Here is a 25,271-nt window from a genome sequence, read left to right on the forward strand (position 1 = left end):
GGGTGACTGCACCCTTACGGCCCAGCCGCCGGAAGGCCCTACAGCGCCAGTTCGAACCAGACGATCTTGCCCTTGGGCGTGCGCCGGCTGCCCCAGCGTTCGGCCAGCAGGCTGACCAGCTGCAGGCCGCGCCCGCCCTCGTCGGTCTCCTGGGCGCGCCGCTGGCGGGGCTGCGCGTAGCCGTCGTCCCAGACCTCGCAGACCAGGCCGCGCTCGCGCAGCAACCGCAGCCGGATCTCGCCGCGCCCGTGCTTGAGCGCGTTGGTGACCAGCTCGCTGACCAGCAGCTCGGTGGTGTCGACCAGCTCCTCCAGCCCCCGGGCCAGCAGCCAGCTGCAGGCCTGTTCGCGGGCCTTGGCGACGGAGGTGGGCTCGGGCGGCAGGAACCACTGGCCGACGGCGTCCTCGGGGAAGGCGTGCACCTTGGCCATCAGCAGGGCGATGTCGTCCTCGCCGTGGTGCGGGTTGAGCTCGCCGAGCACGTGGTCGCAGAGCTCCTCCAGGCCCTTGCCCTCGGCGGACAGCGCGACCCGGAAGGCGCGCAGGCCCTCGTCCAGCTGGTGCTTGCGGCTCTCCACCAGGCCGTCGGTGTAGAGGCCGAGCACCGCGCCGTCCGGGAGGTCCACCTCGACCTCCTCGAAGGGCTCGCCGCCGACGCCGAGCGGCAGGCCGGGCGGCACGTCGAGCATCCGGGCGCCCTCGCCGGGGCTGAGCAGCACCGGCGGCAGGTGGCCGGCGTTGGCGATCCAGCAGCGGCGGGTGACGGCGTCGTAGACCGCGTAGACGCAGGTCGCCAGGTAGATCTCGCGGGCCTCCTCGTCGGCCGTCGAGGTGAGCCGCCCGTACGGGGTGGGCGGCCCGGCCGGCACGGAGTCGTCGCCGAGGCCGCGGGCGATCTCGTCCAGGGCGGTGAGCACCTCGGCGGGTTCGAGGTCGAGCATGGCCAGGGTGCGGACGGCGGTACGCAGCTGGCCCATGGCGACGGCGGCGCGCAGGCCGCGGCCCATCACGTCGCCGATGACCAGCGCGGTGCGGTTGCCGGGCAGCGGGATGACGTCGAACCAGTCGCCGCCGACCTCGGTGTTGTTGTTGCTGGGCAGGTAGCGGCAGGCGATCTCCAGGCCGCTGGCGGCCGGGTTGCCCGGGGGCAGCAGGCTGCGCTGGAGGATCAGCGCGCGCTCGTGCTCGCGGCGGTAGAGCCGGGCGTTGTCGATGCAGACGGCGGCGCGGGCGACGAGCTCCTCGGCGATCGCGACGTCGCGGGCGTCGAAGGGTTCGCTGCCGATCGCCCGGGAGAGCTGGACGAGGCCGAGCACCTGGTCGCGGGCGACCAGCGGGACGATCAGGGTGGAGCGCAGCAGCGGGTCCGGCCCGGGCTCGGGCACGACGCTGCGGCCAGTGCGCAGCGCCCTGGCGTGCGGGGAGCGGCGCGGGTAACAGAGGGTGCCGCCCGCCTCGGCGATCGGCAGGCCGGTGACCGAGCCGAGCACCGAGGAGGCGCCGCCGACGACGCTGGAGACGGCGACCCGGCGCAGTTCGCCGCTGCCGTCGGTGAGCACGGTGTCGCCGAGCCGGCCGGCGCTGGGGACGGTCTCGCCGGAGAGCAGCGCGGTGTAGAGGTCGACGGTGGCCAGGTCGCAGAACGGCGGGACGACGACGTCCAGCAGCTCCTTGGCGGTGGTCTCCAGGTCGAGGGTGGAGCCGATGTGCGCGCTGGCCTCGTTGAGCAGGGCGAGGTTGCGGCGCACGCCGTCCGCCTCGCGCTCGGCGACGTGCCGGCTGGTGACGTCGGAGACCTGCCCGGCCACGCCCATCGGCTGCCCGGCGGCGCCGTTGAGGCGGTACAGCGAGACGGCCCAGAGCCGGTTGCCCTCGCGGGTCGGGACGGCTCCGTGGAAGCGCAGGTCGAAGACGGGCTCGCCGGTGGCGAGGACCTTGCGCAGGGCGGCGCTGAGCCGGTCCGCCTCGGACGGCGGGAAGAGGTCGTGCGGGGTCAGGCCCTCCAGGTCGGTGGGGACCAGGCCCATGCCGGAGGCGAAGGCGTCGTTGACCCGCTGCAGGCGCAGCCGGTCGTCGAAGAGCACGAAGCCGGTGGGGGTCTGTCCGAAGACGGCCTCGGAGGCGGCGAGGTCGGTCTCGATCCGGCGCAGCCGTCCGAGGTCGACGGCCAGGCAGGTGGCGCCCGCGGTGGGCAGGGCGCTGTCGGGCATCAGGTAGAGCTCGGCGAGGCCCTCGCCGCCGCCGGCGTCCCGGTAGGGGGTGGTGCCGACCCACTCCTCGCCCGCCAGGGTGCGTTCCAGCCGGGCGCGGCCGCGCTGCCAGAGCTCGCGGGGGACGAAGGTGGAGATCGGGTCCGCGCCGACGGCGTCGGCGGCCGGGACGCCGAAGAACTCGGCGGCGCGCTCGCTCCACTGGCTGATCCGGCCGTCCGGGCCGATCGCGAAGGTGGCGACCCGGATGTAGTCGTAGATCGAGCCCGGGTCGCCGACGCCCCACGGTTGGGTCTCGGCGACGGGGTGGGCGCCGCGGCTCGCCGTGTCGCCGCCCGGCGGTGTCGCCGGTACGGGCAGGTGCAACGAGCCGGCCTGCCCGGGCACCGCGACATGACCGCTGCTGCTCGGCGCGTTCCGCGCCGGAGTGCTGTTCAACGGACCGACCCCTCCAACCCGCGACCGTCCGGATGTCGAGAAGACCGAGTATTCATCATCGAGGGGTGCGTTCACACGCCCTCAACATCACAACATCAGATCGGGCGAAGGTTTTTGTCCTACCGCCCGCGCAACCACAATGCCACGCTCGCGCCCCCTTCCGGGACGCGCGCTCCCCCCGGGCCTCCGATGGCATATGCGGCACCGCTCTCCTGGCGTTTCTTCCGGCGTTCGATCGAGTCCTCGGCGTTCGACCGAGTCACGACTCCCCCGCCTGATTACCCGGCAGCGCCTGCTCGAACCAGACCACCTTGCCGATGCCCTCGGCCCGGGCGCCCCAGCGCAGCGCCAGCCGGCGGACCAGTTCCAGGCCCCGGCCGCCCTCGTCGGCCTCGGCCGCGTGCCGCTCCCGGGGCGGGTCCGGCAGCGGGTCGGAGATCTCGACCAGCAGCGTCTCACCGAGCGTCAGCCGTACCCCGATGGGGGCGCTGGCGTACCGGACGGCGTTCGTGACCAGCTCGCTGACCAGCAGCTCGGAGGTGTCGGTGAGCGCCTCGACGCCCCATTCGGCGAGCGTGGCGCGGACCAGCCGGCGGGCCCGGGAGACGGCGGTGGGCTCGGCCGGCAGCGTCCAGCCGGCCGTCGGGGTACCGGCCTGGCCGTGGCCCAGCCGGGCCAGCAGCAGCGCGACGTCGTCCGGCTCGCGGCCCTGCTCCATGGTGTCCAGCACCGCCTCGCAGGCGGCCTGGATGGAGGCGTGGGGCTGCTGGAGCACGGTGAGCAGCCGGCCGAGGCCGACGTCCAGGTCCTTGTCCCGGGACTCCACCAGGCCGTCGGTGCAGAGGGCGAGCAGGCTGCCCTCGGGGATCTTCAGTTCGACCGATTCGAACGGGACGCCGCCGACCCCGAGCGGGGCGCCGGAGGGCAGGTCGAGGATCCGGCCGGCGCCGCCGGGCAGCGGGCCGCCGGTGCGGGTCGGCTCCTCGGTCTCCTCGCCGGGCACCACCAGCACCGGCGGGATGTGCCCGGCCTTGGCGACGGTCAGCCGGGCCGTCGCCGGGTCGAAGACCGCGTAGACGCAGGTGGCGAGCAGCGCCTCGTCCGGGCCCTGGGCGAGGTCGTCGGCCAGTTCGTGGACGTGCCGCAGCAGGACGTCCGGCGGCAGGTCCAGGGCGGCCAGCACCCGGACGGCGGTGCGCAGCCGGCCCATCGTGGCGGCGGCCCGCAGGCCGTGGCCCATCACGTCGCCGACCACCAGGGCGGTGCGGTCGCCGGGCAGCGGGATGACGTCGAACCAGTCGCCGCCGACCTCGGTGCCGCTGCTGCCCGGCACGTACCGGTAGGCGACCTCGACGCCGGTGGGCTGCGGGACCTGCTGCGGCAGCAGGGTGCGCTGGAGGGTGAGCGCGGCGGTGCGCTCGCGGGCGTAGAGGCGGGCGTTGTCCAGCGAGCTGCCGGCCCGGTCGGCGAGCTCGACGGTGAAGGCCAGGTCGTCCCGGTCGAAGCCCTCGCGGTACCCGGCCCGGCTGACCTGCAGCAGGCCGATCACGATGCCGCGGGCGCGCAGCGGCACGACCAGCATCGAGTGCACGCCGAGGTCCCGGGCAGCCTGCATCTTCGGGTCGCCGGGGTAGGTGACGTCGTCCAGCTGGTCGGCACCGGAGAGCAGCTCGGGCACGCCGGTGCGCAGCACCCGCCCGCAGGCGGAGTCCTCGGCGAAGGTGATCCGGGCGCCGCGGCGCAGCATCACGTCGACCTCGGGGCCGTCCTGGACGGAGGCGGTGCCGAGCTGGAGCAGCGAGGTGCGCCGGTCGTGGCCGTGCCGGGGCAGGTCGTCACCGTGCGCGACGGCCTGCAGCAGGATCACCGCCGAGTGGTCGGTGAGCCGGGGGACGACCGAGCTGGCGAGCTCCTGGGCGATCCGCGAGGCGTCCAGCAGGTCGCCGACCCGGGAGCCGAACTCGTTGAGCAGCGAGAGCCGGCGCCGGGCGTGCTCGACCTTGGCGACCGCCCGGTAACGCTCGGTCACGTCCATCACGGTGCCGGAGATGCCGAGCACCCGGCCGGAGCGGTCGGTCATCCGGCTGTAGGAGATCGAGCGGTAGCCCGCCCGGGTGGTGACCGGGGAAGCCAGCGTGACGTCGATGACCGGCTCGCCGGTGGCCAGCACCTGGCGCTGGATGGAGGTGATCTCGTCGGCGGCCCGCTCGGGGAGGGTCTCGCCGGTGGTGCGGCCGACGTGGTCCTCCAGGGCGACGCCGTTCATCTCGGCGAGGGTCTGGTTGACGGCGGTGTAGCGCAGGTCGGTGTCCAGGATGGCGATGCCCAGCGGGGACTGCTCGAACAGCGCGTCGCGCACCGCGAGGTCGCGCTCGACGGCCCGTACGGCGGCCGACTCGGCCAGGTTGACCTGCAGGAACGGGGTGCCGTCGCCGTCCACCAGGAGGGAGATCCGGGCCTCCACGGCGACCGGCACGCCCTCCCGGTCGCGCAGCTCCGCGTAGCCGGCCCAGCGGCCGTGCCGCAGGGTGTCCTGGATCGCGGCCCGGATCCGGACGACCTGCTCCTGGTCGGGGATCAGCTCCTCGATCCGGCGGCCGACCAGCAGCTCGTTCGGCCAGCCGAGCAGCTCCTCGGCGGCGGGGCTCCAGAGCACCACCCGGCCCGCGGTGTCGAGGATCGCGATGGCGACCTTGAGCATGTCGAGCAGGCTGCCCTCGGAGGGCGCTCCGGGCCCGCCCGGGGCGTCGCCGGGACCACCGGGGAACGGGCGGCCGGGGCGGCTGCGCAGGCCGGTGCGGTCGCCCGGCTCGGGGAGGGCCAGGGTCGGCGCGGGCTCGGCGGGCCGCTCGGCGTCGGGGGCGGCGACGGTGCCCCGGCGGCGCCCGGCCGGCGGCTGGGGGGTGGTCGGACGGGCGGCAGCCGGACGGGCGGCGCGCCGCAGCCGGGCGCGCGCGGCGGCGCTGCCCGCGGGACCTGCCCGCCGCTCTCCCCCGCCGTCGTTCCCGGTACTCGACACCGACGGGGCCTCCGGCTCTGGTCGGGATCGGCGTCGCCGGCTGGGGCGGCTCACCGATGGTGACGAATGGTGCCGAAAAGTGACATACCCAGCAGAACCCAGGCTATCCCGGCGGCTGGGTCGTCTTGTCCGATTGACCTACCCGGCGGACGGCGCGTCGTCCGACCCGGGCGACGGCCCGCACGTCGTCCGACCTACCCGGCGGACTGCGCGTCGCCCGCCGTTCCCGGCCCGGTGAGCAGCCGGGCGACGTACGGCAGCACCTCCCGGTCGTGGTCGATCCAGTCGACGGCGTCCAGCTCGTCCGGGCCCAGCCAGCGCAGCGCGTCGTGGTCCTGGAGCGCACGCGGCTCGCCGGCCAGCAGTTCGGCGGCCCAGAAACGCAACTCCAAGCCGGGGCGCACGGCCCACGCGCCGGGCAGCCGGGTCAGCGCCCGCGCCCGTACGCCCAGTTCCTCCAGCAGCTCGCGCTCCAGCGCCTGCTCCTCGGTCTCACCGGGCTCGGCCTTCCCGCCGGGGAACTCCCACCGGCCGGCCACCGCCTCGGGGGCGCTGCGCCGGGCCGCGAGCACCCGGCCGTCGTGGACCAGCGCGCCGCCGACCACGATCCGGGGCTCGGCGGGGCCGTCGGCGGAGCGGTCCTGGGGGTGTGCGGCGTGGGTGGCGTCCATGGTGGCGACCCTACGGCCTCAGGCGTTCCGGGCCGCGTCGGTCCCCGTGCCGGTGCCGGTCCTCTTCTCATCTCCGCCGGCTCCCGCGGTCTCCTCGACCCAGTACAGCTGCTTGTGGCCGCGCGCCTCGAACTCGGCGGCCAGCCGCTGCGCCTCGGCCCGGTCCAGGTCCTTGGCGACCAGGAAGCGGTTGCCGTTGTCGTCCTGCCGCATCACCCGGTAGCCGCCCATGACGGCAGGCTATCCGGCGCACGCCGGGCCGGGGGCCGGTACGGCGGACGTCCTCGTGCCCCCGGCTCGCGTGGGGGTCGGGCCGGGGGCACACCCGCGACGCTACGCGCCGATGGCTACCGGCAGGTACAGCTGTTGTTAACGGCCGGTAACCTCGTGTGCGGCGCTCAGACCCGCAGGTCCGGCGCCTGTTCCCCGGTGGACAGGCCGAGCCCGCGCCGGATCTCCACGCTCGTCGGCACCGTCTTGGCCACCAGCGCCCTGGCCCGGCGGATGCCGCCCTCCACGTCGTCGCCGGAGGCCGCGGCGTCCCAGACGGCGGCCGCCTGCGACTGGGCCTCGACCAGCTTGGCGATCTGCGGCCCGACCTCGGCCGGCCAGTTCGCGGTGGGCGCGCCGAGCACGGCGGCCTCCGTCCGGGAGGCGCCGGACACCCGGCGGGCCCAGAGCCGGAGCTCGGTCTCGGAGGCGCCGTCCTTCGGCTCGTCCAGGTAGGCGAGGTCGAAGCTCCGGACCGCCTCCAGGTAGGTCAGCTGGGGCGCGGTCAGACGGCTCCGGTCGGTGCGGACCGTGCCCCGGTGCTGGTCGTCGCGGTCCTCCAAGGCGCAGGTGGCGTACCGCTCACCGATCGCCCAGTTGCGCGCGGTCGGGTAGAGGTAGACGTCGTCCATGCCGTCCGGGATGACCCACTGGTCCAGCGCGTACTCGTTCAGCACCGCGTGGCACAGCCGGGCGGCCGACTCGCGGACCGCGCTCTCACCCGGGTAGGCGCCGGTGCCCGTGGGGAGCGCGGCGGTGCCGGCCACCTCGCCGTGGTGCGGCTCTGCGCAGGCCACCCGGCGCACCCAGTACACCGTCTCGTCTCCGGCGCCGTTGGTCACCGACCCGCCGGCCGGGGAGCTGTAGCAGTCGCCGGCCTTCAGCTCGGACCAGTGGACCGACCCGGCCGGGGCCTTGGGGCCCGCGAAGCGGCCGTCGCGCGCCCCGCTGAAGTCCGCCGCGCCCAGCAGCAGCGAGAGCAGCACCGTACCGATCGTGCCGAGCACCACGCCGGTCACCGCCATGCCGGAACCGCGCTCCCTGCGGCGCTTGATCTGGACCAGGGCGACGATGCCGAACACCAGGGCCAGCGGCGCCACCAGGACCAGGCCGGTCACCAGGGAGCCGACCGCGAAACCGTTGGTCGGGGCGGGGGCGAAGGGCTGCGGGTACGGGTGGCCGGGCTGCGGGAAGCCGGGCGGGAGGCCCGGGGGGAGGCCGTTGGGCTGGAAGCCGGACTGGGCGGAGGGCGTGACGGAGGCCCAGCCGCCGGCGGGCAGCGGGTGCGGCGGCTGCGGCGGGGCCGCCGACGGCACCGGGACGGCCTGCGGGGGCGCGGCGGCCGGGGCGGGGGCCGGGGCGGCCCAGGGATCGGGCGCGGCCCAGGGGTCGGCGGGGGCGGCGGGGGTCGCGGGCTCCGGCTCGGGCGCGGGGCCCGCCGGGGTGGGCTCGGGCTCGTCGGCCTCCTTGCGGAAGTCCACCCGGGGGTCCTGGCCCGCGGCCGGGGCCGCGCCGGCGTCCGTGCCCGTCGCCGCGTCCACGTCCGCGTCCGTCCCGGTCCGCACGGGCGGCTCCGACCCGGGGGCGGGCAGCTCGGACTCAGGCTTGGACACGTGGACTCCCCCAACCCGCCGGGGCGGGCATCGGCTCGGCGTACGGCAGCATGGCTCGGACCCGAACGGGCCCGAATGTGAACGGTCGCGCGACTTTACCCGATCATTCCGAACGCCTGCCCACCTCGGCGCGCGCCCCGTCCGGCGGCTCAGCCGCGCGCCAGGATCTCGCCGTGCAGCATGGAGAACCAGCCGTCCCCGGCGGCGCTCCACTCCCGCCAGGCGGCCGCGATCCGCCCCGGTTCGTCCGGCTCGGCGAAGCCCCGCTCGACCACCGTCCGGCCCAGCGCGGTGCCGGTCATCCGGTCCGCCCACATCCCGCCCCACCAGTCGCGCCGCTCGGGTGTCGCGTACGTCCAGGTGGTGGCGCTCGCGGTGATCTCGGCGAAGCCGGCCGCGCGGGCCCAGGACAGCAGCCGCCGTCCGGCGTCCGGTTCGCCGCCGTTGGCGCGGGCGGTCCGCCGGTACAGCTCCAGCCATCGGTCCAGGGCCGGCACCTCGGGGAACCAGGTCATCGAGGCGTAGTCGACGTCCCGGACCGCGACCACGCCGCCGGGGGCCGTCACCCGCCGCATCTCGCGCAGCGCGGCCACCGGGTCGGCCACGTGCTGCAGCACCTGGTGGGCGTGCACGACGTCGAACTCGCCGTCCCGGTACGGCAGTCGGTGCACATCGGCGCACTCCAGGACGACGTTCGCCAGGCCGCGCCCGGCCAGGTGCCCCGCAGCCTGCTCCAGCACCTCGGCGGAGGCGTCCACGGCCACCACCCGGCCGCTCGGACCGACCAGCGCGGCCAGGTCGGCGGTGATCGTGCCGGGCCCGCAGCCGATGTCCAGCAGGGCCTGTCCCGGCCGCAGTTCGGGCAGCAGGTAGGCGGCCGAGTCGGCGGCGGTACGGGAGCGGTGCGAGCGCAGCACGGCCTCCTGGTGGCCGTGGGTGTAGACGGTGGAGGGCTGCGGTGCGGACATGGGATCCCCCTGGACGTGGTCGGCTTTCCGTTCTCCTCGACGCCTCGACGCTACTCCCCGTCCCGGATGGCGAGAAGTTCTGTCTCACATGTCGAACACCGGACACCCCGGCCGCACCCGCCCGCCGTACCGTGGAGGCGCCCCCGACAGAACGGTCCCCGCCCATGCCCGGCCAGCGCCCCTTCGTCCTGCTGAGCGCCGCCGTCTCGCTCGACGGCCACCTCGACGACGCCTCCCCCGACCGGCTGCTGCTCTCCAACGCCGCGGACTTCGACCGGGTGGACGAGGAACGGGCGGCCGCCGACGCGATCCTGGTCGGCGGCAACACCCTGCGCGCCGACAACCCGCGCCTGCTGGTCAACGACCCCGCGCGCCGGGCCGCCCGGCTGGCCTCGGGGCGGCCCGAGCACCCGCTGAAGGTGACGCTCAGCGCGAGCGGCGAGCTCGGCGCCGACCTGCGCTTCTGGCACACCGGCGGCACCAGGCTCGCCTACACCACCGACACCGGGGCGGCCGTGCTGCGCCCCCGGCTGGACGGCCTGGCCGAAGTGGTCGCGCTCGGCGACACGGTGGACCTCGGCGCGGTGCTGGACGACCTGGGTGCGCGCGGGGTCCGCCGGCTGATGGTCGAGGGCGGCGGGGGCGTGCACACCCAGTTCCTGGCCCAGGGCCTCGCGGACGAGCTGCAGTTGGCCGTCGCCCCGCTGCTGGTCGGCCAGGAGCGGGCGCCCCGGTTCGTCCGCCCGGCCGCCTTCCCCGGCGGCCCGGCCCGGCGGATGCGGCTGCTGGAGGCACGTACCGTGGGCGACGTCGTCCTGCTCAGGTACGCCCCGAAGGAGCCCGCGCCGTGAACCGCCCCGCGACCACCGACCTCGACCACCTGCGCCGGGCCGTCGAGCTCTCCCGCAGCTGCCCGCCGTCCGAGACGGCCTTCTCGGTCGGCGCGGTGATCGTCGGCGCCGACGGCGAGGTCCTGGCGGAGGGCTACAGCCGGGAGGCGGACGCGCACGACCACGCCGAGGAGGCCGCCCTGGCCAAGCTGCCGGCCGGCGACCCCCGACTGCGCGGGGCGACCGTCTACAGCTCGCTGGAGCCCTGCGGCCAGCGCGCCTCACGACCGGTGCCGTGCGCCCGGCTGCTGATCGCGGCGGGCGTGCCGCGCGTGGTGGTCGCCTGGCGCGAGCCGGACCTGTTCGTCACCGACTGCCAGGGCACCGCCCTGCTGGAGGCGGCCGGAGTCGAGGTGGTGGAGCTCCCGGAGCTGGCCGACGCCGCCCGCGCGGTCAACGCCCACCTGCTCGGCCACTGACCCGGCGGAGCCAGCACAGAGCCGGCACGGAAAGGAGAACGGGGCCCGCCTCCGGAGAGGCGGGCCCCGTTCGACCTGCGCGGTCGGCAGATCGAGCCGACACAGGGCGGTCAGACGTTGAAGCGGAACTCCACCACGTCGCCGTCCTGCATGACGTATTCCTTGCCCTCGATGCGGGCCTTGCCCTTGGAGCGGGCCTCGGCGATCGAGCCGGTCTCGACGAGGTCGGCGAAGGAGATGACCTCGGCCTTGATGAAGCCCTTCTGGAAGTCGGTGTGGATGACACCGGCGGCCTCGGGGGCGGTGGCGCCCTTCTTGATGGTCCAGGCGCGGGTTTCCTTGGGGCCGGCCGTCAGGTAGGTCTGCAGGCCGAGGGTGTCGAAGCCGACCCGGGCGAGGGTGGCGAGGCCGGGCTCCTCCTGGCCCATGGACTGGAGGAGTTCGAGGGCCTCGGCGTCGTCCAGCTCGATCAGCTCGGACTCGATCTTGGCGCTGAGGAAGATCGCCTCGGCCGGGGCGACCAGCTCGCGCTGGGCGTTCTTGAAGTCCTCGTCGGCCAGCTCGTCCTCGTCCACGTTGAAGACGTAGAGGAAGGGCTTGGCGGTCAGCAGGTGGAGCTCGCGGATCGGGGCGGTGTCGAAGCCGGCCTCGAAGAGGGTCTTGCCGGTCTCCAGGACCGCCTGCGCGGCCTCGGCGGCGGCCAGCACGGGCGCGGTGTCCTTCTTGAGGCGCGCCTCCTTCTGCAGACGCGGCAGGACCTTCTCGATGGTCTGGAGGTCGGCCAGGATCAGCTCGGTGTGGATGGTCTCGATGTCGTCCTTCGGGGACACCTTGCCGTCCACGTGCACCACGTCGGGGTCGGTGAAGGCGCGCACGACCTGGCAGATCGCGTCCGACTCCCGGATGTTGGCGAGGAACTTGTTGCCCAGGCCCTCGCCCTCGCTCGCGCCGCGCACGATGCCCGCGATGTCGACGAAGTCGACGGTGGCCGGGAGGATGCGCTGGGAACCGAAGATCTCGGCGAGCTTGGCCAGCCGCGCGTCCGGGACGCCGACCACGCCGACGTTCGGCTCGATGGTGGCGAACGGGTAGTTGGCCGCCAGCACGTCGTTCTTGGTCAGGGCGTTGAACAGGGTCGACTTGCCGACGTTCGGCAGGCCGACGATTCCGATCGTGAGCGACATGAAGCGCAGTCCCGGGGGCTTGGAGGAGTTGGGTCGGCACCGTACGGGCCGACCCCCAAGTCTACGGGCAAGCGTCCGCGGCTCCGGGGCCACCGGGACGTCCGGGCGGCCCGGCGGGACGGGTCGGCCCTCCCGGACGACGATCACATGACTACGCCGTCCGGAGACACGGGGCGGGACCTGAACGGTCCATTACACAGTGTGGCGATGATCGGACCGTACGTTGGGCAGGTGGAGCAGAGCATTCGAACCCAGCCGCCAGGGCCCAGACGCCGTCCGCCGAACCGCGCGGCCGCAGCCGCCGTCCCCGGCCCGGGCCGGGCTCCCGAGACCGCCGGGGCCGCCCCCGCCTCCCGGCTGCGCCCGGTGGCCGGCCCGTCCGGTGCCGACCGCCCGGCTGCCCCGCGGCTGCGCCTGCCGCTGCGCGGGCGCGCCGACGAGCGGCTGTACGGACGGCGCCGAACCGGTCGGCCGACCCGGCTGACGGCCGTCGGCACCGGCGTGGTCGCCGTGCTGGCCACGCTCGCGGTGGCGGGCGCGGACCGGCTGCTGTTCGACGACCTGAACTGGCTGTTCGGCCTCGGCTACCTGGTGGTCTGCTTCCAGCTGGCCGTGCGGGTCCGCTACGCCGACCTGCTGGCCGCGCCGATCAGCGGGCCGATCGCCTTCGCGCTGGCGCTGCTGCTGCTCGCCCCGGTCGGCTCCTCGGGCGTCACCGCCCAGGTGGTCTCGCTGGCGACCGGGCTGGCGCTGCGGGCCGGCTGGCTGTTCTCCGGCACCGGGCTGGCCGCACTGATCGTGCTCGCCCGCTTCATCGCCCAGCGCCGGATCCACCGCTCCCGCTGAGCCCCGGCGGGAGCCCTCACCGCCCCGCCGGGGCCCACCGGGGGCGGGCCTCAGCCCGCCGCCCGGGCCGCCGCCATGGCCGCTCCGACGATCCCCGCGTCGTTGCGCAGCTCCGCCGGCACCACCCGCGCCTCGCGGTCCTTCAGCAGCGGCAGGAACTTCTCGTGCTTGCGGCTCACCCCGCCGCCGATCACGATCAGCTGCGGCGAGAACAGCATCTCGACCAGGTCCAGGTACTCGTCGACCCGCCCGGCCCACTGCTCCCAGTCCAGCCCGTGCCGCTCCTTGGCGGCCGAGGAGGCCCGGCGCTCGGCGTCCTTGCCGCGCAGCTCCAGGTGGCCCAGCTCGGTGTTGGGCACCAGCGCGCCGTCCACGAAGAGCGCGCTGCCGATGCCGGTGCCGAAGGTGAGCACCATCACGACCCCGGACTGCTCCCGGCCCGCGCCGTGCGTGAGTTCGGCGAGTCCGGCCGCGTCGGCGTCGTTGAGGACGGTCGCGGGCAGGTCCAGCGCCTCGCGGAACAGGCCCTCGGCGTCCAGGCCGATCCAGCCCTTGTCCACGTTGGCCGCCGTCCTGGTGCGGCCGCCGACCACCACACCGGGGAAGGTCAGCCCGACCGGGCCCTGGTGGTCGAAGTGCCGGACCACCTCACGGACGGCGGCGACCACGGCCTCGGGGGCGGACGGCTGCGGGGTGAGCACCTTGTGGCGCTCCTCCGCGAGCGCGCCCCGGGCGAGGTCGACCGGCGCGCCCTTGATCCCGGAGCCGCCGATGTCCACGCCGAATACCGCCGTCATCACGTCCACCCTCCGCCGTGGCCGCGGACCCGCTTGTCCACAGCCTGTGCACAAAACTACGAGAGGGCGCACGGGCGCGCACAGCAGAAGGCCACACAGCCGGAGGCGCGCGGCAGGAAGCCGCACGGCAGGAGGCACACAGCGAAAGAGCCGGCACCCCGCGAGGGGGTGCCGGCTCCTCCGGACGGGTCAGAGCTTGCCGGCCGCCTCGGCGCGCAGGTCGCGGCGCAGTTCCTTGGGCAGCGAGAAGATCAGGTGCTCCTCGGCGGTCTTGACCGTCTCGACCGTGTCGTAACCGCGCGCGGCCAGGAACTCGAGCACGCCGTCGACCAGGATCTCCGGGACGGACGCGCCGCTGGTCAGGCCGACGGTGGAGACGCCCTCCAGCCACTCCTCGCGGATCTCCTCGGCGAAGTCCACCAGGTGGGCGGCCTTGGCGCCGTACTCCAGGCCGACCTCGACCAGGCGGACCGAGTTGGAGGAGTTCTTGGAGCCGACCACGATCAGCAGGTCGGTCTCGGGGGCCAGCTCCTTGACCGCGACCTGGCGGTTCTGGGTCGCGTAGCAGATGTCGTCACTGGGCGGGCTGACCAGCGCCGGGAAGCGGTTCTTCAGCTCGCCGACGGTGGCCATGGTCTCGTCCACCGACAGGGTGGTCTGGGACAGCCAGACGACCCGGGACTCGTCCCGGACCTTCACGTTGGCGACGTCCTCGGCACCGTCCACCAGGTGGATCCGGTCCGGGGCCTCGCCCATCGTGCCGATGACCTCCTCGTGGCCCTCGTGGCCCACCAGCAGGATGTCGAAGCCCTCGTCGGCGAAGCGCACGGCCTCCTTGTGCACCTTGGTGACCAGGGGGCAGGTGGCGTCGATGGTGGCGAGCTTGCCGGCCCGCGCCTCGTCGTGGACGGCCGGGGCGACGCCGTGCGCGGAGAAGACCACGATCGAGCCCTCGGGCACCTCCTCCGTCTCGTCGACGAAGATCGCGCCCTTCTTCTCCAGGGTCTGCACCACGTACTTGTTGTGGACGATCTGCTTGCGGACGTAGATGGGCGCCCCGTACTGCTCCAGGGCCTTCTCCACGGCGATCACGGCGCGGTCGACACCCGCGCAGTAGCCCCGGGGGGCGGCGAGCAGGACACGGCGCTGCGCGGTGTTGGACATGGCTCCATCGTACGGGCGACCGGGGGCGCCGCCGCCCGCGGCGGGGAGCCGCGCCGAAGGCGGGCACGTTCCGTGCGATCCCGGTCACGAATGCTCAAATGTGGTGCCTATGAGCTCTGTGAGCGGGCAGGCGACGCCGAGCGGCCTGCGCCGCAGCCTGGGCGTCCGCGATCTGATGGTCTACGGGCTGCTGTTCATCGCCCCGATGGCCCCGGTCGGCGTGTTCGGCGTGCTGGACGCCAAGAGCCACGGCGCCGTCGCCACGGTCTACCTGGCCGCGACCGTCGCGATGGGCTTCACCGCCTTCTCGTACGCCCAGATGGTGCGCGCGGTGCCGCAGACCGGCTCGGTGTTCGCCTACGCGCGGGCCGGGCTCGGCGAGGGGCCGGGGTTCATCGCCGGGTGGATGGCGATGCTCGACTACCTGCTGATCCCGGCGGTGGCCTACCTGTTCTCCGGCATCGCGCTGCACTCGCTGGTGCCGGGCGTCTCGCGCTGGGTGTGGACGGCGATCGCGGTCGTCGTGACCACCGCGCTCAACCTGCTCGGGGTACGGACCGCGGCGACGGTCGGCTTCGCGGTGCTGGCGCTGGAGATCGCGGTGCTGGCGGTGTTCGTGGCGGCGGCCGTGGTGGCGCTCGTCCAGGACGGCGCCCGGCGCGGCTGGGACACCCCGTTCACCGCGGTCGGCGAGTTCTCGCTGACCGCGGTGATCTCGGCGGTGTCCGTCGCGGTGCTCTCCTACCTGGGCTTCGACGCGATCGCGACCTTCGTGGAGGAGGCCGTCGGCTCCTCGGCCGCGGTGGCCCGGGCGGTGCTCTGGTGCCTGGTGCTGGCCGGGGTGCTGTTCGTCGCGCAGACCTACCTGGCGGCGCTGCTGGAGCCGCTGGGCCCGCGGCAGCTGGCCGCCGACCCGGTGGCGCAGGGCTCGGCCTTCTACGACACCGTGGAGACCGGCGTCGGGCACTGGCTGCACGTGCTGGTGGCGGCGAGCAAGGCGATCGGCGCGGCCTTCGCGGCGCTGGCCGGGCAGGCCGCGGCCGGGCGGCTGGTCTACGCGATGGGCCGGGAGGGGCGGCTGCCGCGCGTCCTCGGCTCGGTCGACCCGGCCAGCGCGGTGCCGCGCCGGGCGCTGCTGGCGGCCGCGGTGATCACCATGGCGGCGGCGGTCTGGGCGGCGAACCGGGACGACGGGCTGGACCAGCTGACCTCGGTGGTGAACATCGGCGCCCTGACCGCCTTCGCGCTGCTGCACGCCTCGGTGATCGGCTGGTACACGGTGCGGCACGGCTCCCGGGACCGGCTGCGGCACCTGGTCGTGCCGGCACTGGGGATCGTGGTGATCGGCGCCGTGATCCACGAGGCCTCGACCACCGCGCAGCTGGTCGGACTGGTGTGGCTGGCGGCCGGCCTGGTGGTGCTCGGCGTGCAGGGTTCCCCGGGAACTGTCGGCCCGCGCCGCTAGCCTCATAGGCATGGCCAACACCAGCTCCCCCGAAGCCCCGCTCCCGGTCGGCAAGGTCTCCGCGCTGATCGGCGGCTGGATCGACCGGCTCGGCGCGGTGTGGGTGGAGGGGCAGATCACCCAGCTCAGCCGCCGGCCGGGGGCGGGCGTGGTGTTCCTGACCCTGCGCGACCCGCAGGCGGACGTGTCGCTCACGGTGACCTGCTTCCGCTCGGTCTTCGAGCAGGTCGCGGACGTCGTGCAGGAGGGCGCGCGGGTCGTCGTGCACGCCAAGCCGGAGTGGTACGCGGCGCGCGGGCAGCTGTCGCTGCGCGCCTCGGAGATCCGGCCGGTGGGGCTGGGCGAGCTGCTGGCGCGGCTGGAGCAGCTGAAGCGGCGGCTCGCCGCGGAGGGCCTGTTCTCGGCCGAGCGCAAGAAGCCGCTGCCGTTCCTGCCGCAGTGCGTGGGGCTGGTCACCGGGCGGGGCTCGGCGGCCGAGCGGGACGTGCTGGAGAACGCCCGGCGGCGCTGGCCGGCCGTCCGCTTCGAGGTGCGCAACGTCCCGGTGCAGGGGGTCAGCGCGGTGGAGCGGGTGAGCGCGGCGGTGCGGGAGCTGGACGAGCACCCCGAGGTGGACGTGATCGTGGTGGCCCGCGGCGGCGGCAGCGTGGAGGACCTGCTGCCGTTCTCCGACGAGGGGCTGGTGCGGCTGGTCGCGGCCGCCCGTACGCCGGTGGTCAGCGCGATCGGGCACGAGCCTGACCAGCCGCTGCTGGACTTCGTCGCCGACCTGCGCGCCTCCACCCCGACCGATGCCGCCAAACGGGTGGTTCCGGACGTCGGCGAGGAGCTGGCCAAGGTCCGTCAGCTGCGCGACCGGGCCCGTCGGCACGTGCTGGCCCGGGTCGAGCGCGAGCAGCACGGGCTGGACGGGCTGCGCAGCCGCCCCGCGGTGGCCGCCCCGCACCGGATGCTGGACGGGCGCGGCCAGGAGGTGCACGGCCTGCTGGAGCGGGCCCGGCGCACCCTGCGGCACCGGCTGGACCACGCGCAGAGCGACCTCGGGCACACCCTGGCCCGGGTGGTCGCGCTCTCCCCGGCGGCCACCCTGGAGCGCGGCTACGCGGTGCTCCAGCGGGCGGACGGCACGGTGGTGACCGATCCGGCGCAGGTCGCGCCCGGCGAGGGGCTGCACGCCCGAGTGGCGGGCGGCAGCCTCGACGTCACCGCGGCCGGGGCGGCCGCGGCGGCCGGAGAGGGGTAGCACGGTCGGCGCGGCCCGGAGACGGGGTAGCGCTGTCGGTCCGAGCCCCTACGCTGGCACGCATGGCAGAGCAGCAGGAGCAGCAGGACGCGGCGGCACCGAACCCGGACGACGCGCTGGGCTACGAGCACGCCCGGGACGCGCTGCTGGACGTCGTCCGGCAGCTGGAGAACGGCGGGACCTCCCTTGAGGAGTCGCTGGCTCTGTGGGAGCGTGGTGAGCAGCTGGCGAAGGTGTGCCAGCGCTGGCTGGACGGCGCCCGGGCCCGACTGGACGCCGCGCTCGCCGCCGAGGAGGGCGGGGACCCGCGCGGGGAGTGATGCGGGTCACATCCCCTTGGGGAATCGTTGAATATTCACCTATGTTGGAGGAAGTGAACGGCCCGGCCGCTCACTCCGACGAACCCCCTCCCGCATGAGGTGCAGAAGCATGACCACCGACGCCCTGGTACTCGACGCCGCCGCTCAGGACCTGCTGTTCCGCGAGGCCCGCACCGCGAACACCTTCACCGACGAGCCGGTCTCCGAGGAGCAGATCCAGGCCATCTACAACCTGGTCAAGTTCGGCCCGACCGCCTTCAACCAGCAGCCGCTGCGCGTCGTCCTGGTCCGCTCCGCCGAGGGCCGCGAGCGCCTCGTCCAGCACATGGCGGACGGCAACAAGGCCAAGACCGCCGGCGCCCCGCTGGTCGCCATCCTGGCCGCGGACAACGAGTTCCACGAGGAGCTGCCGACCCAGCTCCCGCACTTCCCGCAGGCCAAGGACATGTTCTTCTCGGAGCGCAGCGTCCGCGAGCAGTCCGCCACGCTGAACGGCGCCCTGCAGGCCGCCTACTTCATCATCGGCGTGCGCGCCGCCGGCCTGGCCGCCGGCCCGATGACCGGCTACGACGCCGACGGCCTGAACAAGGAGTTCTTCGGCGACGGCGAGCACTCGGTGCTGGCCGTGGTCAACATCGGCAAGCCGGGCGACGACGCCTGGTTCCCGCGTTCGCCGCGCCTGGAGTACGACGAGGTCGTCACCACCGTCTGATTCCGCCCGCGCGAAAGGGCCCCGCACCGGTTCGTCCGGCGCGGGGCCCTTCGGCGTTCCCGGGAGGCCCTCGCGGGCCCCGGCACTACTTGAGCGCCTGCGCCAGCTCGGCCAGCTCCTCGTAGGAGGCGGTGCCGGTGAGGACCGTCGTCCCGGAGCCGGTCGGCGCGGTCAGCGCGCGGGCCTTCTCGCCCTGGACCCGCTCCCAGGTGCGGCCGGCCACGTCGGAGCTGCCGTCCGGCTTGCCGCCGGCGACCTTGTCGGACAGCAGCGAGTCGCGCGGCGCGTCGCTCTGCTCGACCGCCGCGTACTGGCCGGAGGGGGTCACGAAGCCCAGGTGCCAGGCGTTGCCCTTGCCGTTGCTCTGGTCCGAGGAGCGGTAGCTGACCGAGGTGGCCCGCCACTTGTCGGGCAGCCCCTCCGGCGAGAGCAGCGGGTACGGCGCGGCGCGCTTGGCGGTGGCCGCGGCCACCTTGTACTCGACCACGTGCACCGGGTCGCCGTCGGCGTCGTGCGGGAGGAACAGGTACCCGATCCAGACGACGAAACCGACCGCCAGCATCGACAGGACCATGTCCCGTACGGTCTGGCGACCCCTCATGCCCTTGCTCTCTGCAGCCACCCCCACATGGTGACTCATCCACATCCCGGCCCGTCCACCCGGGGTGCCCACGTACGGGTGAAGCGGACGAAACGGTGGTTTTCGCCGGCGGACGGCGACCCGCGCCACAGACAGTCATCTCGTGGGCAGATACGATCGCAGAACCCTCACCACGGCGTTCGACCAGGCAGTAGTCGGGCGCTTACTGGCCGTCGCGTACAGAGAGGTAACGACGATGACCACGCAGTACCCGCACCACCTTCCCAGTGCCCTGGAGGTCGCGCCCGAGGCTCCGGACCGGAACCTCGCGCTCGAGCTCGTACGGGTCACCGAGGCGGCCGCCATGGCCGCCGGCCGGTGGGTCGGCCGTGGCGACAAGAACGGCGCGGACGGCGCGGCCGTGAAGGCCATGCGCACCCTCGTCTCGACCGTGTCGATGAACGGCGTCGTCGTCATCGGCGAAGGCGAGAAGGACGAAGCCCCGATGCTCTACAACGGCGAACGGGTCGGCGACGGCACCGGCGCCGAGTGCGACGTCGCGGTGGACCCGGTCGACGGCACCACCCTCACGGCCAAGGGCATGAACAACGCCGTCGCCGTGCTGGCCGTGGCCGACCGCGGCACCATGTTCGACCCCAGCGCCGTGTTCTACATGGACAAGCTGGTGGCCGGACCGGAGGCCGCCGAGTTCGTCGACATCACCGCCCCCGCCGCCGTCAACATCCGCCGGGTCGCCAAGGCCAAGGGCAGCGCCGTCGAGGACGTCACCGTCGTCGTGCTCGACCGCCCCCGCCACGACGGCCTGGTCCGGGAGATCCGCGAGGCGGGCGCCCGGATCAAGTTCATCTCCGACGGCGACGTGGCCGGCGCCATCATGGCCGCCCGCGAAGGCACCGGCGTCGACCTGCTCATGGGCATCGGCGGCACCCCGGAGGGCATCATCGCGGCCTGCGCCATGAAGTGCATGGGCGGCGTCATCCAGGGCCGCCTGTGGCCCAAGGACGACGCCGAGCGGCAGAAGGCCCTGGACGCCGGCCACGACCTGGACCGGGTCCTCACCACCGACGACCTGGTCAGCGGCGAGAACGTGTTCTTCGTCGCCACCGGCATCACCGACGGCGAGCTGCTGCGCGGCGTGCACTACCGCTCCGAGACCGCCACCACCAGCTCGCTGGTGATGCGCTCCAAGAGCGGCACGATCCGCGAGATCCACTCCACCCACAAGCTCTCGAAGCTGCGGGCCTACAGCGCGATCGACTTCGACCGCGCCAACTGACGCCACGAGCACGGCGCACCCTGCGGACAGCAGACAGCGGCCCCGGCGGGATCCACACCCCGCCGGGGCCGCGGCGCGTCCTGCCCCGGGTCCTCGGCGCCCCGGCGCCCGCCCCCGGGTCTTCGACCCGCCGTCACCCGGCTATCCGGCGCGCCGGCGCCGCCGCCTCGATCAGCTCCGCGTCCCGGCGGCGGCGCCGGGCCAGCACCACCCGCCGCTCGGCGGCCGTCAGCCCGCCCCACACGCCGTACGGCTCCGGCTGGGCCAGCGCGTGCTCCCGGCACTCCAGCAGCACCGGGCAGCGGGCACAGACCTGCTTGGCCTGCTCCTCCCGGGACAGCCGGGCCGCGGTCGGCTCCTTGGAGGGCGCGAAGAACAGCCCCACCTCGTCCCGCCGGCACGCCGCTCCGGTGTGCCAGGGGTTGTCCTCGCCCGCGGGCGCACCCGCCGGGCCGCCCGGGGGCTGCGGCTGCGGACGGACACCTGGACGGCGCTCCAGCAACTGCGCGGCGGCGACTGGCGAAGTGGTGCGGGACTCGATCGGATGCAGCACGGCCGTACTCCTGACGAGGCTCTCGGACACGGGGAACCCCGCTCACCTGCCCGGCTGCGAGCCCCCGCTGTCCAACCCCCGGAACGGCCCCTCGGCCGCCTCCGGTGCGCAGCCGTACAAGAAGCGATGTGCGGAAGGAACTACCCCGCCACGCGCCGATTCATGCACACTGCACGCAATCGACTACGGAGTGCACCGGCCGCAACGTCGAGCGCCCGGCCGGGAGTTGATTCCCGGTCGGGCGCTGTGCCGGTCAACAGCTTCTAGTCGGTGCCGAGTTGGCGGCGCACCCACTCCTTGAGCTTCTTGCCGCGGCGCGGCTTCGCGGTGCAACCCCCGAACATCGCAAGGCCCTTGACCCGGACAACCGGAGCGTACGGGTCCGCCGCGGTCTGCTCGCGGACGTCGAACCCGCCGAACAGGCCGACGCCACCGCCCTGCAGGGTGACGTTCTCCGGCACCCGGACCTCGACCCCGCCGAACATCGCCATGACCACGATCTCCACCTCGGGAGACTCGAACACGGCGTCGCTCAGGTCGATCTCCACCCCGCCGAACGCGGCGAAGGCCTTCAGGTGCGACCCCACCCGCCAACGGCCCTTGCGGGACGCGCCGCCGAAGATCGCCACCACCGCCGGCGACTCCTGGCGCGCGGGCGGCTGCGGCGGCGCCGCCGCGCCCAACGGCGCCTTCTCGAAGGAGAGCGGGCGGGCCGGCAGGTCCCTGGTCAGCGGCGCCAGCTCACCGAAGGTCTTGGCGGCGTACGCGGCCTCGATGCGCTCCGCGTGCTCGTCCGCGTCCAGGCGGCCCTCGGCATAGGCGTCCCGCAACAGCTCCGCGATCCGCTCGCGGTCGGCGTCCGAGACGCGCATCTGCGTCTCCGCCACCGGCGCGTTCGACGGCGGCCCGGCCTCCGGCCTGGCCTCGGGCTCGAGTTCGGACTTGGTCATCGGTACGGGCGCCGGCACCGGCTGCCCCCGGTCGTCGTGCGACGGCGAGTTGTCCACGGGGTCAGCCTAGTCGCTCGCACTCCAGCCCGAGTGAGCCCCGTCACGCAAGGCTGACCTGTCCGCACGACGCCCCCGGCCGGGTCCTACCCTGGATGGTGCTTCGCCGACGCAGCCGGACCACTGGAAACCTAAGGACCGCCCCGATGGCTCCCACGCCAGACTTCGAGTACAGCGACCTCCTCCCCCTGGGCGCCGACCCGACCCCGTACCGCAAGCTGACCTCCGAGGGTGTCTCCACCTTCGAAGCGGGCGGCCGCACCTTCCTCCAGGTCGAGCCCGAGGCCCTGCGCCTGCTCACGGCCGAGGCGATGCACGACATCTCGCACTACCTGCGCCCCGCCCACCTCGCCCAGCTGCGCCGCATCCTGGACGACCCGGAGGCCAGCCCCAACGACCGCTTCGTCGCGCTCGACCTGCTGAAGAACGTCAACATCTCGGCCGGCGGCATCCTCCCCATGTGCCAGGACACCGGCACCGCGATCGTCATGGGCAAGCGCGGCCAGAACGTGCTCACCGAGGGCGGCGACGAGTCCGCCATCGCCCGCGGCGTGTACGACGCGTACACCAAGCTCAACCTGCGCTACTCCCAGATGGCCCCGGTGACCATGTGGGACGAGAAGAACACCGGCAACAACCTGCCGGCCCAGATCGAGCTGTACGCCACCGACGGCGACGCCTACAAGTTCCTCTTCATGGCCAAGGGCGGCGGCTCCGCCAACAAGTCGTACCTGTACCAGGAGACCAAGGCCATCCTGAACGAGGCGAGCATGCTCTCGTTCCTGGAGCAGAAGATCCGCTCCCTCGGCACCGCGGCCTGCCCGCCGTACCACCTCGCCATCGTCATCGGCGGCACCAGCGCCGAGTTCGCGCTGAAGACCGCCAAGTACGCCTCGGCGCACTACCTGGACAACCTGCCCACCTCCGGCGACGCCAAGACCGGCCACGGCTTCCGCGACCTGGAGCTGGAGGCCAAGGTCACCGAGCTGACCCAGAAGATCGGCATCGGCGCCCAGTTCGGCGGCAAGTACTTCTGCCACGACGTGCGCGTGGTGCGCCTGCCCCGCCACGGCGCCTCGCTGCCCGTCGCGATGGCCGTCTCCTGCTCCGCCGACCGCCAGGCGCTCGGCAAGATCACCGCCGAGGGCGTCTTCCTGGAGCAGCTGGAGACCGACCCGGCGAAGTACCTGCCGGACACCACCGACGAGCACCTGGACGACGACGTGGTGCGCGTCGACCTCGACCAGCCGATGTCCGCGATCCGCGCCGAACTCTCCAAGTACCCGGTGAAGACCCGCCTCTCGCTCACCGGCACCCTGGTCGTCGCCCGCGACATCGCCCACGCCAAGATCAAGGAGCGCCTGGACGCCGGCGAGGGCATGCCCAAGTACCTCCAGGACCACCCGGTCTACTACGCGGGCCCGGCCAAGACCCCCGAGGGCTACGCCTCCGGCTCCTTCGGCCCGACCACCGCCGGCCGGATGGACTCCTACGTCGACCAGTTCCAGGCGGCCGGCGGCTCGATGGTCATGCTCGCCAAGGGCAACCGCAGCAAGCAGGTCACCGACGCCTGCGCCACCCACGGCGGCTTCTACCTCGGGTCCATCGGCGGCCCGGCGGCCCGCCTCGCCCAGGACTGCATCAAGAAGGTCGAGGTCCTGGAGTACGCCGAGCTCGGCATGGAGGCCGTCTGGCGCATCGAGGTCGAGGATTTCCCGGCGTTCATCGTGGTGGACGACAAGGGCAACGACTTCTTCCGCGAGACCACCGAAGGCCCGCTGATCACCAACCTCCGGGTGCGCTCCAAGGAGTAACCACTCCCCGCACGCCCCCTGACCGCCCCGGCCGCCCCGCGACCGGGGCGGTTTCACGGGCCGACACGGACCGTAGGTGGTTAGCGTTCCTCCCGTGGAGACCACGAAGGGCGCACCCGACGACACGAGGCCCGCGAGTGGACGGCGCGAGGAGGCCGCGGACCTCGACGCCTGGCAGGAGACGAGATACCTGCTGCGCTCGCCCGCGAACGCCGAACGGCTCATGGCCGCCATCGCTCGTGACAGGGCCGACCGCCTCGGCGTCGCCGGGGCCGTGGAAGACCTGGCGTCACAGGCGGATCCGGGCCGCTGACGGCCCTGGTCCGGCTCACGCGTCGAAGTCGTACTCCAGGACGTAGGAGGCGGCGTCCAGGATCATCTCGTTGAGCTCGACCACCTGGCCCTCGTCGGCGAAGGCGGTGCGGCAGATCAGGATCACCGGGGTGCCGGCGGACAGCTCCAGGCGGGTGGACTCCTCCCCGCTGGGCATCCGGGAGCGGACCTCCTCGCGGAAGTGCACGGGCTTGGCGCCGATCTCCGCCAGCCGGGCGTAGGTGCCACCGGGGCCGGTGTCCTCGCGGGTGATGGCGGTGCCCGCGACCAGGCCGGCCGGCAGGTAGGAGGTGGAGAGCAGCACCGGCTTGCCGTCCAGGACGAAGCGGCGGTGCCGTACGCACATCGGGGACCCCGGGTCCGCCCCGAGCACCCGGGCCACGTGCTCCGGCGCGCCCCGCTCGGTGACCGACACCTGGTCGACCACCAGGGAGCGCTTGTCGATGTCCGCCGACCATATCGACCGGCCGGACCCCCACTGCCCCTGCGCCAGCCGCTGGATGCCGCGCCGGCGCAGCGGCCGGAAGTCCCGGACGAACACCCCGGCACCGCGGCGCGCCTCGGCGATGCCCTCGCTCTGCAGCACCCCCAGCGCCTGGCGGGCGGTCATCCGGGCGACGCCGTACTCGTCCATGAGGTCGTTCTCGCCGGGCAGCCGGTCGCCCGCGCGGTACCGGCCGGTGTCGATGGCCGACTTCAGGGCGTCGGCGATCCGCTGGTACTTGGGCTGCTTGTCGCCACTGCTGCCGGTCATCGCCGCTCCCTCTGCCTCGGACAAATCGTAGGCGCGCCCGCGCCCGCTAGTAAGCCGATACGACCGTTGACATCTCTAGAGATATTAGCTTCTCTAGAGATGCTGGCCAGTCGCCTACCAGAGCGAGGAGCACAGCGGTGAACATCCGACAGCGCAACGCCCCGGCCTACCGACCGCGAGCGGGCGAACTGGTCCTCGACCGGAGGACCGGACGCACCGGCATCTACATGGACACCATCGGCGGCGAGTGCTACCTGCGCCCCGAGGGCGGCGGCCGCGAATGGACCGCCGAACCGAACCACGTCTCACCCGTTCCCGGGCCCCGCGATCCGGCTGAATGAGTTCAACCCGGGAATTGCGGCAAAAACCACGCAAACTACTACATTCCCGAGCCGGCAATCCCGCCGGTGAATCCGGAATTCCGGAACGCCCCGCGCACGCCGCCGGGCACGTTACGGATATCGCCGGTCACCATGCGTGCAAGGGGGCGAAATCGGCCACCGGAGCAGTCACACTCGAATTGGCACGCACGCATGCGCATCGTGCCCCCGCGCCCAGGGGCACGGGGGCACGGCACTCGGCGGAAGCGACTTACGGGTGGCCGCCGATGACGCTAGCGAAGGCACCCGCGGCGGTCGCCACGTAGCCGGCGGTCACAACGACGGTCGACACCGCCACGACAGCAACCCGACGAAGCTTGCTCA

The 25,271-nt window shown here is 73.7% G+C and carries 22 protein-coding genes and 1 pseudogene; 10 read left to right on the plus strand and 13 right to left on the minus strand.

Annotated elements, in window-relative coordinates:
- Window positions 1-38 precede the first annotated feature (38 nt).
- From ACYP53_RS04835 to ACYP53_RS04860, 6 genes are all read right to left on the minus strand, one after another.
- Window positions 39-2,648, minus strand: coding sequence for a SpoIIE family protein phosphatase (locus ACYP53_RS04835; RefSeq protein WP_373313699.1), 2,610 nt, complete (start codon window positions 2,646-2,648; stop codon window positions 39-41).
- A 259-nt stretch (window positions 2,649-2,907) separates the two neighbouring features.
- Window positions 2,908-5,667 (minus strand): SpoIIE family protein phosphatase, encoded by a 2,760-nt coding sequence (locus ACYP53_RS04840; RefSeq protein ID WP_459646704.1) that lies wholly within the window; start codon window positions 5,665-5,667, stop codon window positions 2,908-2,910.
- A gap of 194 nt (window positions 5,668-5,861) precedes the next feature.
- On the minus strand, window positions 5,862-6,338 hold the full coding sequence (locus ACYP53_RS04845; protein WP_189915564.1) for an NUDIX domain-containing protein: 477 nt from the start codon (window positions 6,336-6,338) through the stop codon (window positions 5,862-5,864).
- Between the two features lie 18 nt (window positions 6,339-6,356).
- Entirely contained in the window at window positions 6,357-6,569 is a 213-nt protein-coding gene (locus ACYP53_RS04850; protein ID WP_189915563.1) for a hypothetical protein, read from the minus strand.
- A 167-nt stretch (window positions 6,570-6,736) separates the two neighbouring features.
- Window positions 6,737-8,221 carry a DUF4190 domain-containing protein gene (locus ACYP53_RS04855; RefSeq protein WP_459646705.1) on the minus strand — a complete coding sequence of 495 codons (1,485 nt, stop codon included), beginning with the start codon at window positions 8,219-8,221 and terminating at the stop codon, window positions 6,737-6,739.
- Window positions 8,222-8,370: 149 nt separating this feature from the next.
- Window positions 8,371-9,189 (minus strand): methyltransferase domain-containing protein, encoded by an 819-nt coding sequence (locus ACYP53_RS04860; RefSeq protein WP_189915561.1) that lies wholly within the window; start codon window positions 9,187-9,189, stop codon window positions 8,371-8,373.
- A 164-nt stretch (window positions 9,190-9,353) separates the two neighbouring features.
- On the opposite strand from ACYP53_RS04860, the pseudogene ACYP53_RS04865 reads away from it, so the two are divergent.
- Window positions 9,354-10,498 (plus strand): annotated as a pseudogene (locus tag ACYP53_RS04865) (dihydrofolate reductase family protein).
- 110 nt (window positions 10,499-10,608) lie between these two features.
- On the opposite strand, the gene ychF reads toward ACYP53_RS04865, so the two are convergent.
- A complete protein-coding gene (ychF, locus tag ACYP53_RS04870; RefSeq protein WP_189915558.1) occupies window positions 10,609-11,682 on the minus strand; it encodes a redox-regulated ATPase YchF in 1,074 nt (357 codons plus the stop codon).
- A 231-nt stretch (window positions 11,683-11,913) separates the two neighbouring features.
- Here ychF and ACYP53_RS04875 point away from each other — a divergent pair, with 231 nt between their 5' ends.
- Window positions 11,914-12,528, plus strand: a complete 615-nt coding sequence (locus ACYP53_RS04875) for a DUF6542 domain-containing protein (protein ID WP_189915557.1) — start codon at window positions 11,914-11,916, stop codon at window positions 12,526-12,528.
- Between the two features lie 50 nt (window positions 12,529-12,578).
- Here ACYP53_RS04875 and ppgK read toward each other — a convergent pair whose 3' ends face one another.
- Complete coding sequence (gene ppgK, locus ACYP53_RS04880) at window positions 12,579-13,325, minus strand: polyphosphate--glucose phosphotransferase (protein ID WP_189915556.1); 747 nt, start codon at window positions 13,323-13,325, stop codon at window positions 12,579-12,581.
- A 189-nt stretch (window positions 13,326-13,514) separates the two neighbouring features.
- Window positions 13,515-14,489 carry a 4-hydroxy-3-methylbut-2-enyl diphosphate reductase gene (locus ACYP53_RS04885; RefSeq protein WP_189915555.1) on the minus strand — a complete coding sequence of 325 codons (975 nt, stop codon included), beginning with the start codon at window positions 14,487-14,489 and terminating at the stop codon, window positions 13,515-13,517.
- Between the two features lie 109 nt (window positions 14,490-14,598).
- Here ACYP53_RS04885 and ACYP53_RS04890 point away from each other — a divergent pair, with 109 nt between their 5' ends.
- From ACYP53_RS04890 to ACYP53_RS04905, 4 genes are all read left to right on the plus strand, one after another.
- Window positions 14,599-15,954, plus strand: a complete 1,356-nt coding sequence (locus tag ACYP53_RS04890; protein WP_459646706.1) for an APC family permease — start codon at window positions 14,599-14,601, stop codon at window positions 15,952-15,954.
- Window positions 15,955-15,964: 10 nt separating this feature from the next.
- Window positions 15,965-17,197 (plus strand): exodeoxyribonuclease VII large subunit, encoded by a 1,233-nt coding sequence (gene xseA, locus ACYP53_RS04895; RefSeq protein WP_459646707.1) that lies wholly within the window; start codon window positions 15,965-15,967, stop codon window positions 17,195-17,197.
- Window positions 17,198-17,259: 62 nt separating this feature from the next.
- Window positions 17,260-17,517 carry an exodeoxyribonuclease VII small subunit gene (locus ACYP53_RS04900; protein WP_189915552.1) on the plus strand — a complete coding sequence of 86 codons (258 nt, stop codon included), beginning with the start codon at window positions 17,260-17,262 and terminating at the stop codon, window positions 17,515-17,517.
- A 109-nt stretch (window positions 17,518-17,626) separates the two neighbouring features.
- Window positions 17,627-18,229, plus strand: coding sequence for a malonic semialdehyde reductase (locus ACYP53_RS04905; protein WP_189915551.1), 603 nt, complete (start codon window positions 17,627-17,629; stop codon window positions 18,227-18,229).
- Window positions 18,230-18,314: 85 nt separating this feature from the next.
- On the opposite strand, the gene ACYP53_RS04910 is transcribed toward ACYP53_RS04905, so the two are convergent.
- Window positions 18,315-18,851, minus strand: coding sequence for a DUF4245 domain-containing protein (locus ACYP53_RS04910; protein ID WP_459646708.1), 537 nt, complete (start codon window positions 18,849-18,851; stop codon window positions 18,315-18,317).
- A gap of 214 nt (window positions 18,852-19,065) precedes the next feature.
- On the opposite strand from ACYP53_RS04910, the gene glpX reads away from it, so the two are divergent.
- Entirely contained in the window at window positions 19,066-20,106 is a 1,041-nt protein-coding gene (gene glpX / locus ACYP53_RS04915; protein WP_189915547.1) for a class II fructose-bisphosphatase, read from the plus strand.
- 133 nt (window positions 20,107-20,239) lie between these two features.
- Here the strand turns inward: glpX and ACYP53_RS04920 are convergent, their stop codons facing one another.
- Window positions 20,240-20,608, minus strand: coding sequence for a WhiB family transcriptional regulator (locus ACYP53_RS04920; protein ID WP_373313704.1), 369 nt, complete (start codon window positions 20,606-20,608; stop codon window positions 20,240-20,242).
- 314 nt (window positions 20,609-20,922) lie between these two features.
- On the minus strand, window positions 20,923-21,609 hold the full coding sequence (locus ACYP53_RS04925) for a DUF1707 SHOCT-like domain-containing protein (RefSeq protein ID WP_459647952.1): 687 nt from the start codon (window positions 21,607-21,609) through the stop codon (window positions 20,923-20,925).
- Between the two features lie 203 nt (window positions 21,610-21,812).
- On the opposite strand from ACYP53_RS04925, the gene ACYP53_RS04930 reads away from it, so the two are divergent.
- A complete protein-coding gene (locus ACYP53_RS04930; protein ID WP_189915545.1) occupies window positions 21,813-23,480 on the plus strand; it encodes a fumarate hydratase in 1,668 nt (555 codons plus the stop codon).
- Between the two features lie 94 nt (window positions 23,481-23,574).
- Window positions 23,575-23,793 (plus strand): hypothetical protein, encoded by a 219-nt coding sequence (locus ACYP53_RS04935; RefSeq protein ID WP_308437549.1) that lies wholly within the window; start codon window positions 23,575-23,577, stop codon window positions 23,791-23,793.
- A 15-nt stretch (window positions 23,794-23,808) separates the two neighbouring features.
- Here the strand turns inward: ACYP53_RS04935 and ACYP53_RS04940 are convergent, their stop codons facing one another.
- The gene (locus ACYP53_RS04940; protein ID WP_459646709.1) at window positions 23,809-24,567 is read right to left on the minus strand and encodes a GntR family transcriptional regulator; all 759 of its coding nucleotides are present in this window, start codon (window positions 24,565-24,567) and stop codon (window positions 23,809-23,811) included.
- A 137-nt stretch (window positions 24,568-24,704) separates the two neighbouring features.
- Here ACYP53_RS04940 and ACYP53_RS04945 point away from each other — a divergent pair, with 137 nt between their 5' ends.
- A complete protein-coding gene (locus ACYP53_RS04945) occupies window positions 24,705-24,908 on the plus strand; it encodes a hypothetical protein (RefSeq protein WP_189915541.1) in 204 nt (67 codons plus the stop codon).
- The last annotated feature ends 363 nt before the right edge of the window (window positions 24,909-25,271 follow it).

This window comes from Kitasatospora sp. Ki12 (assembly GCF_054601375.1).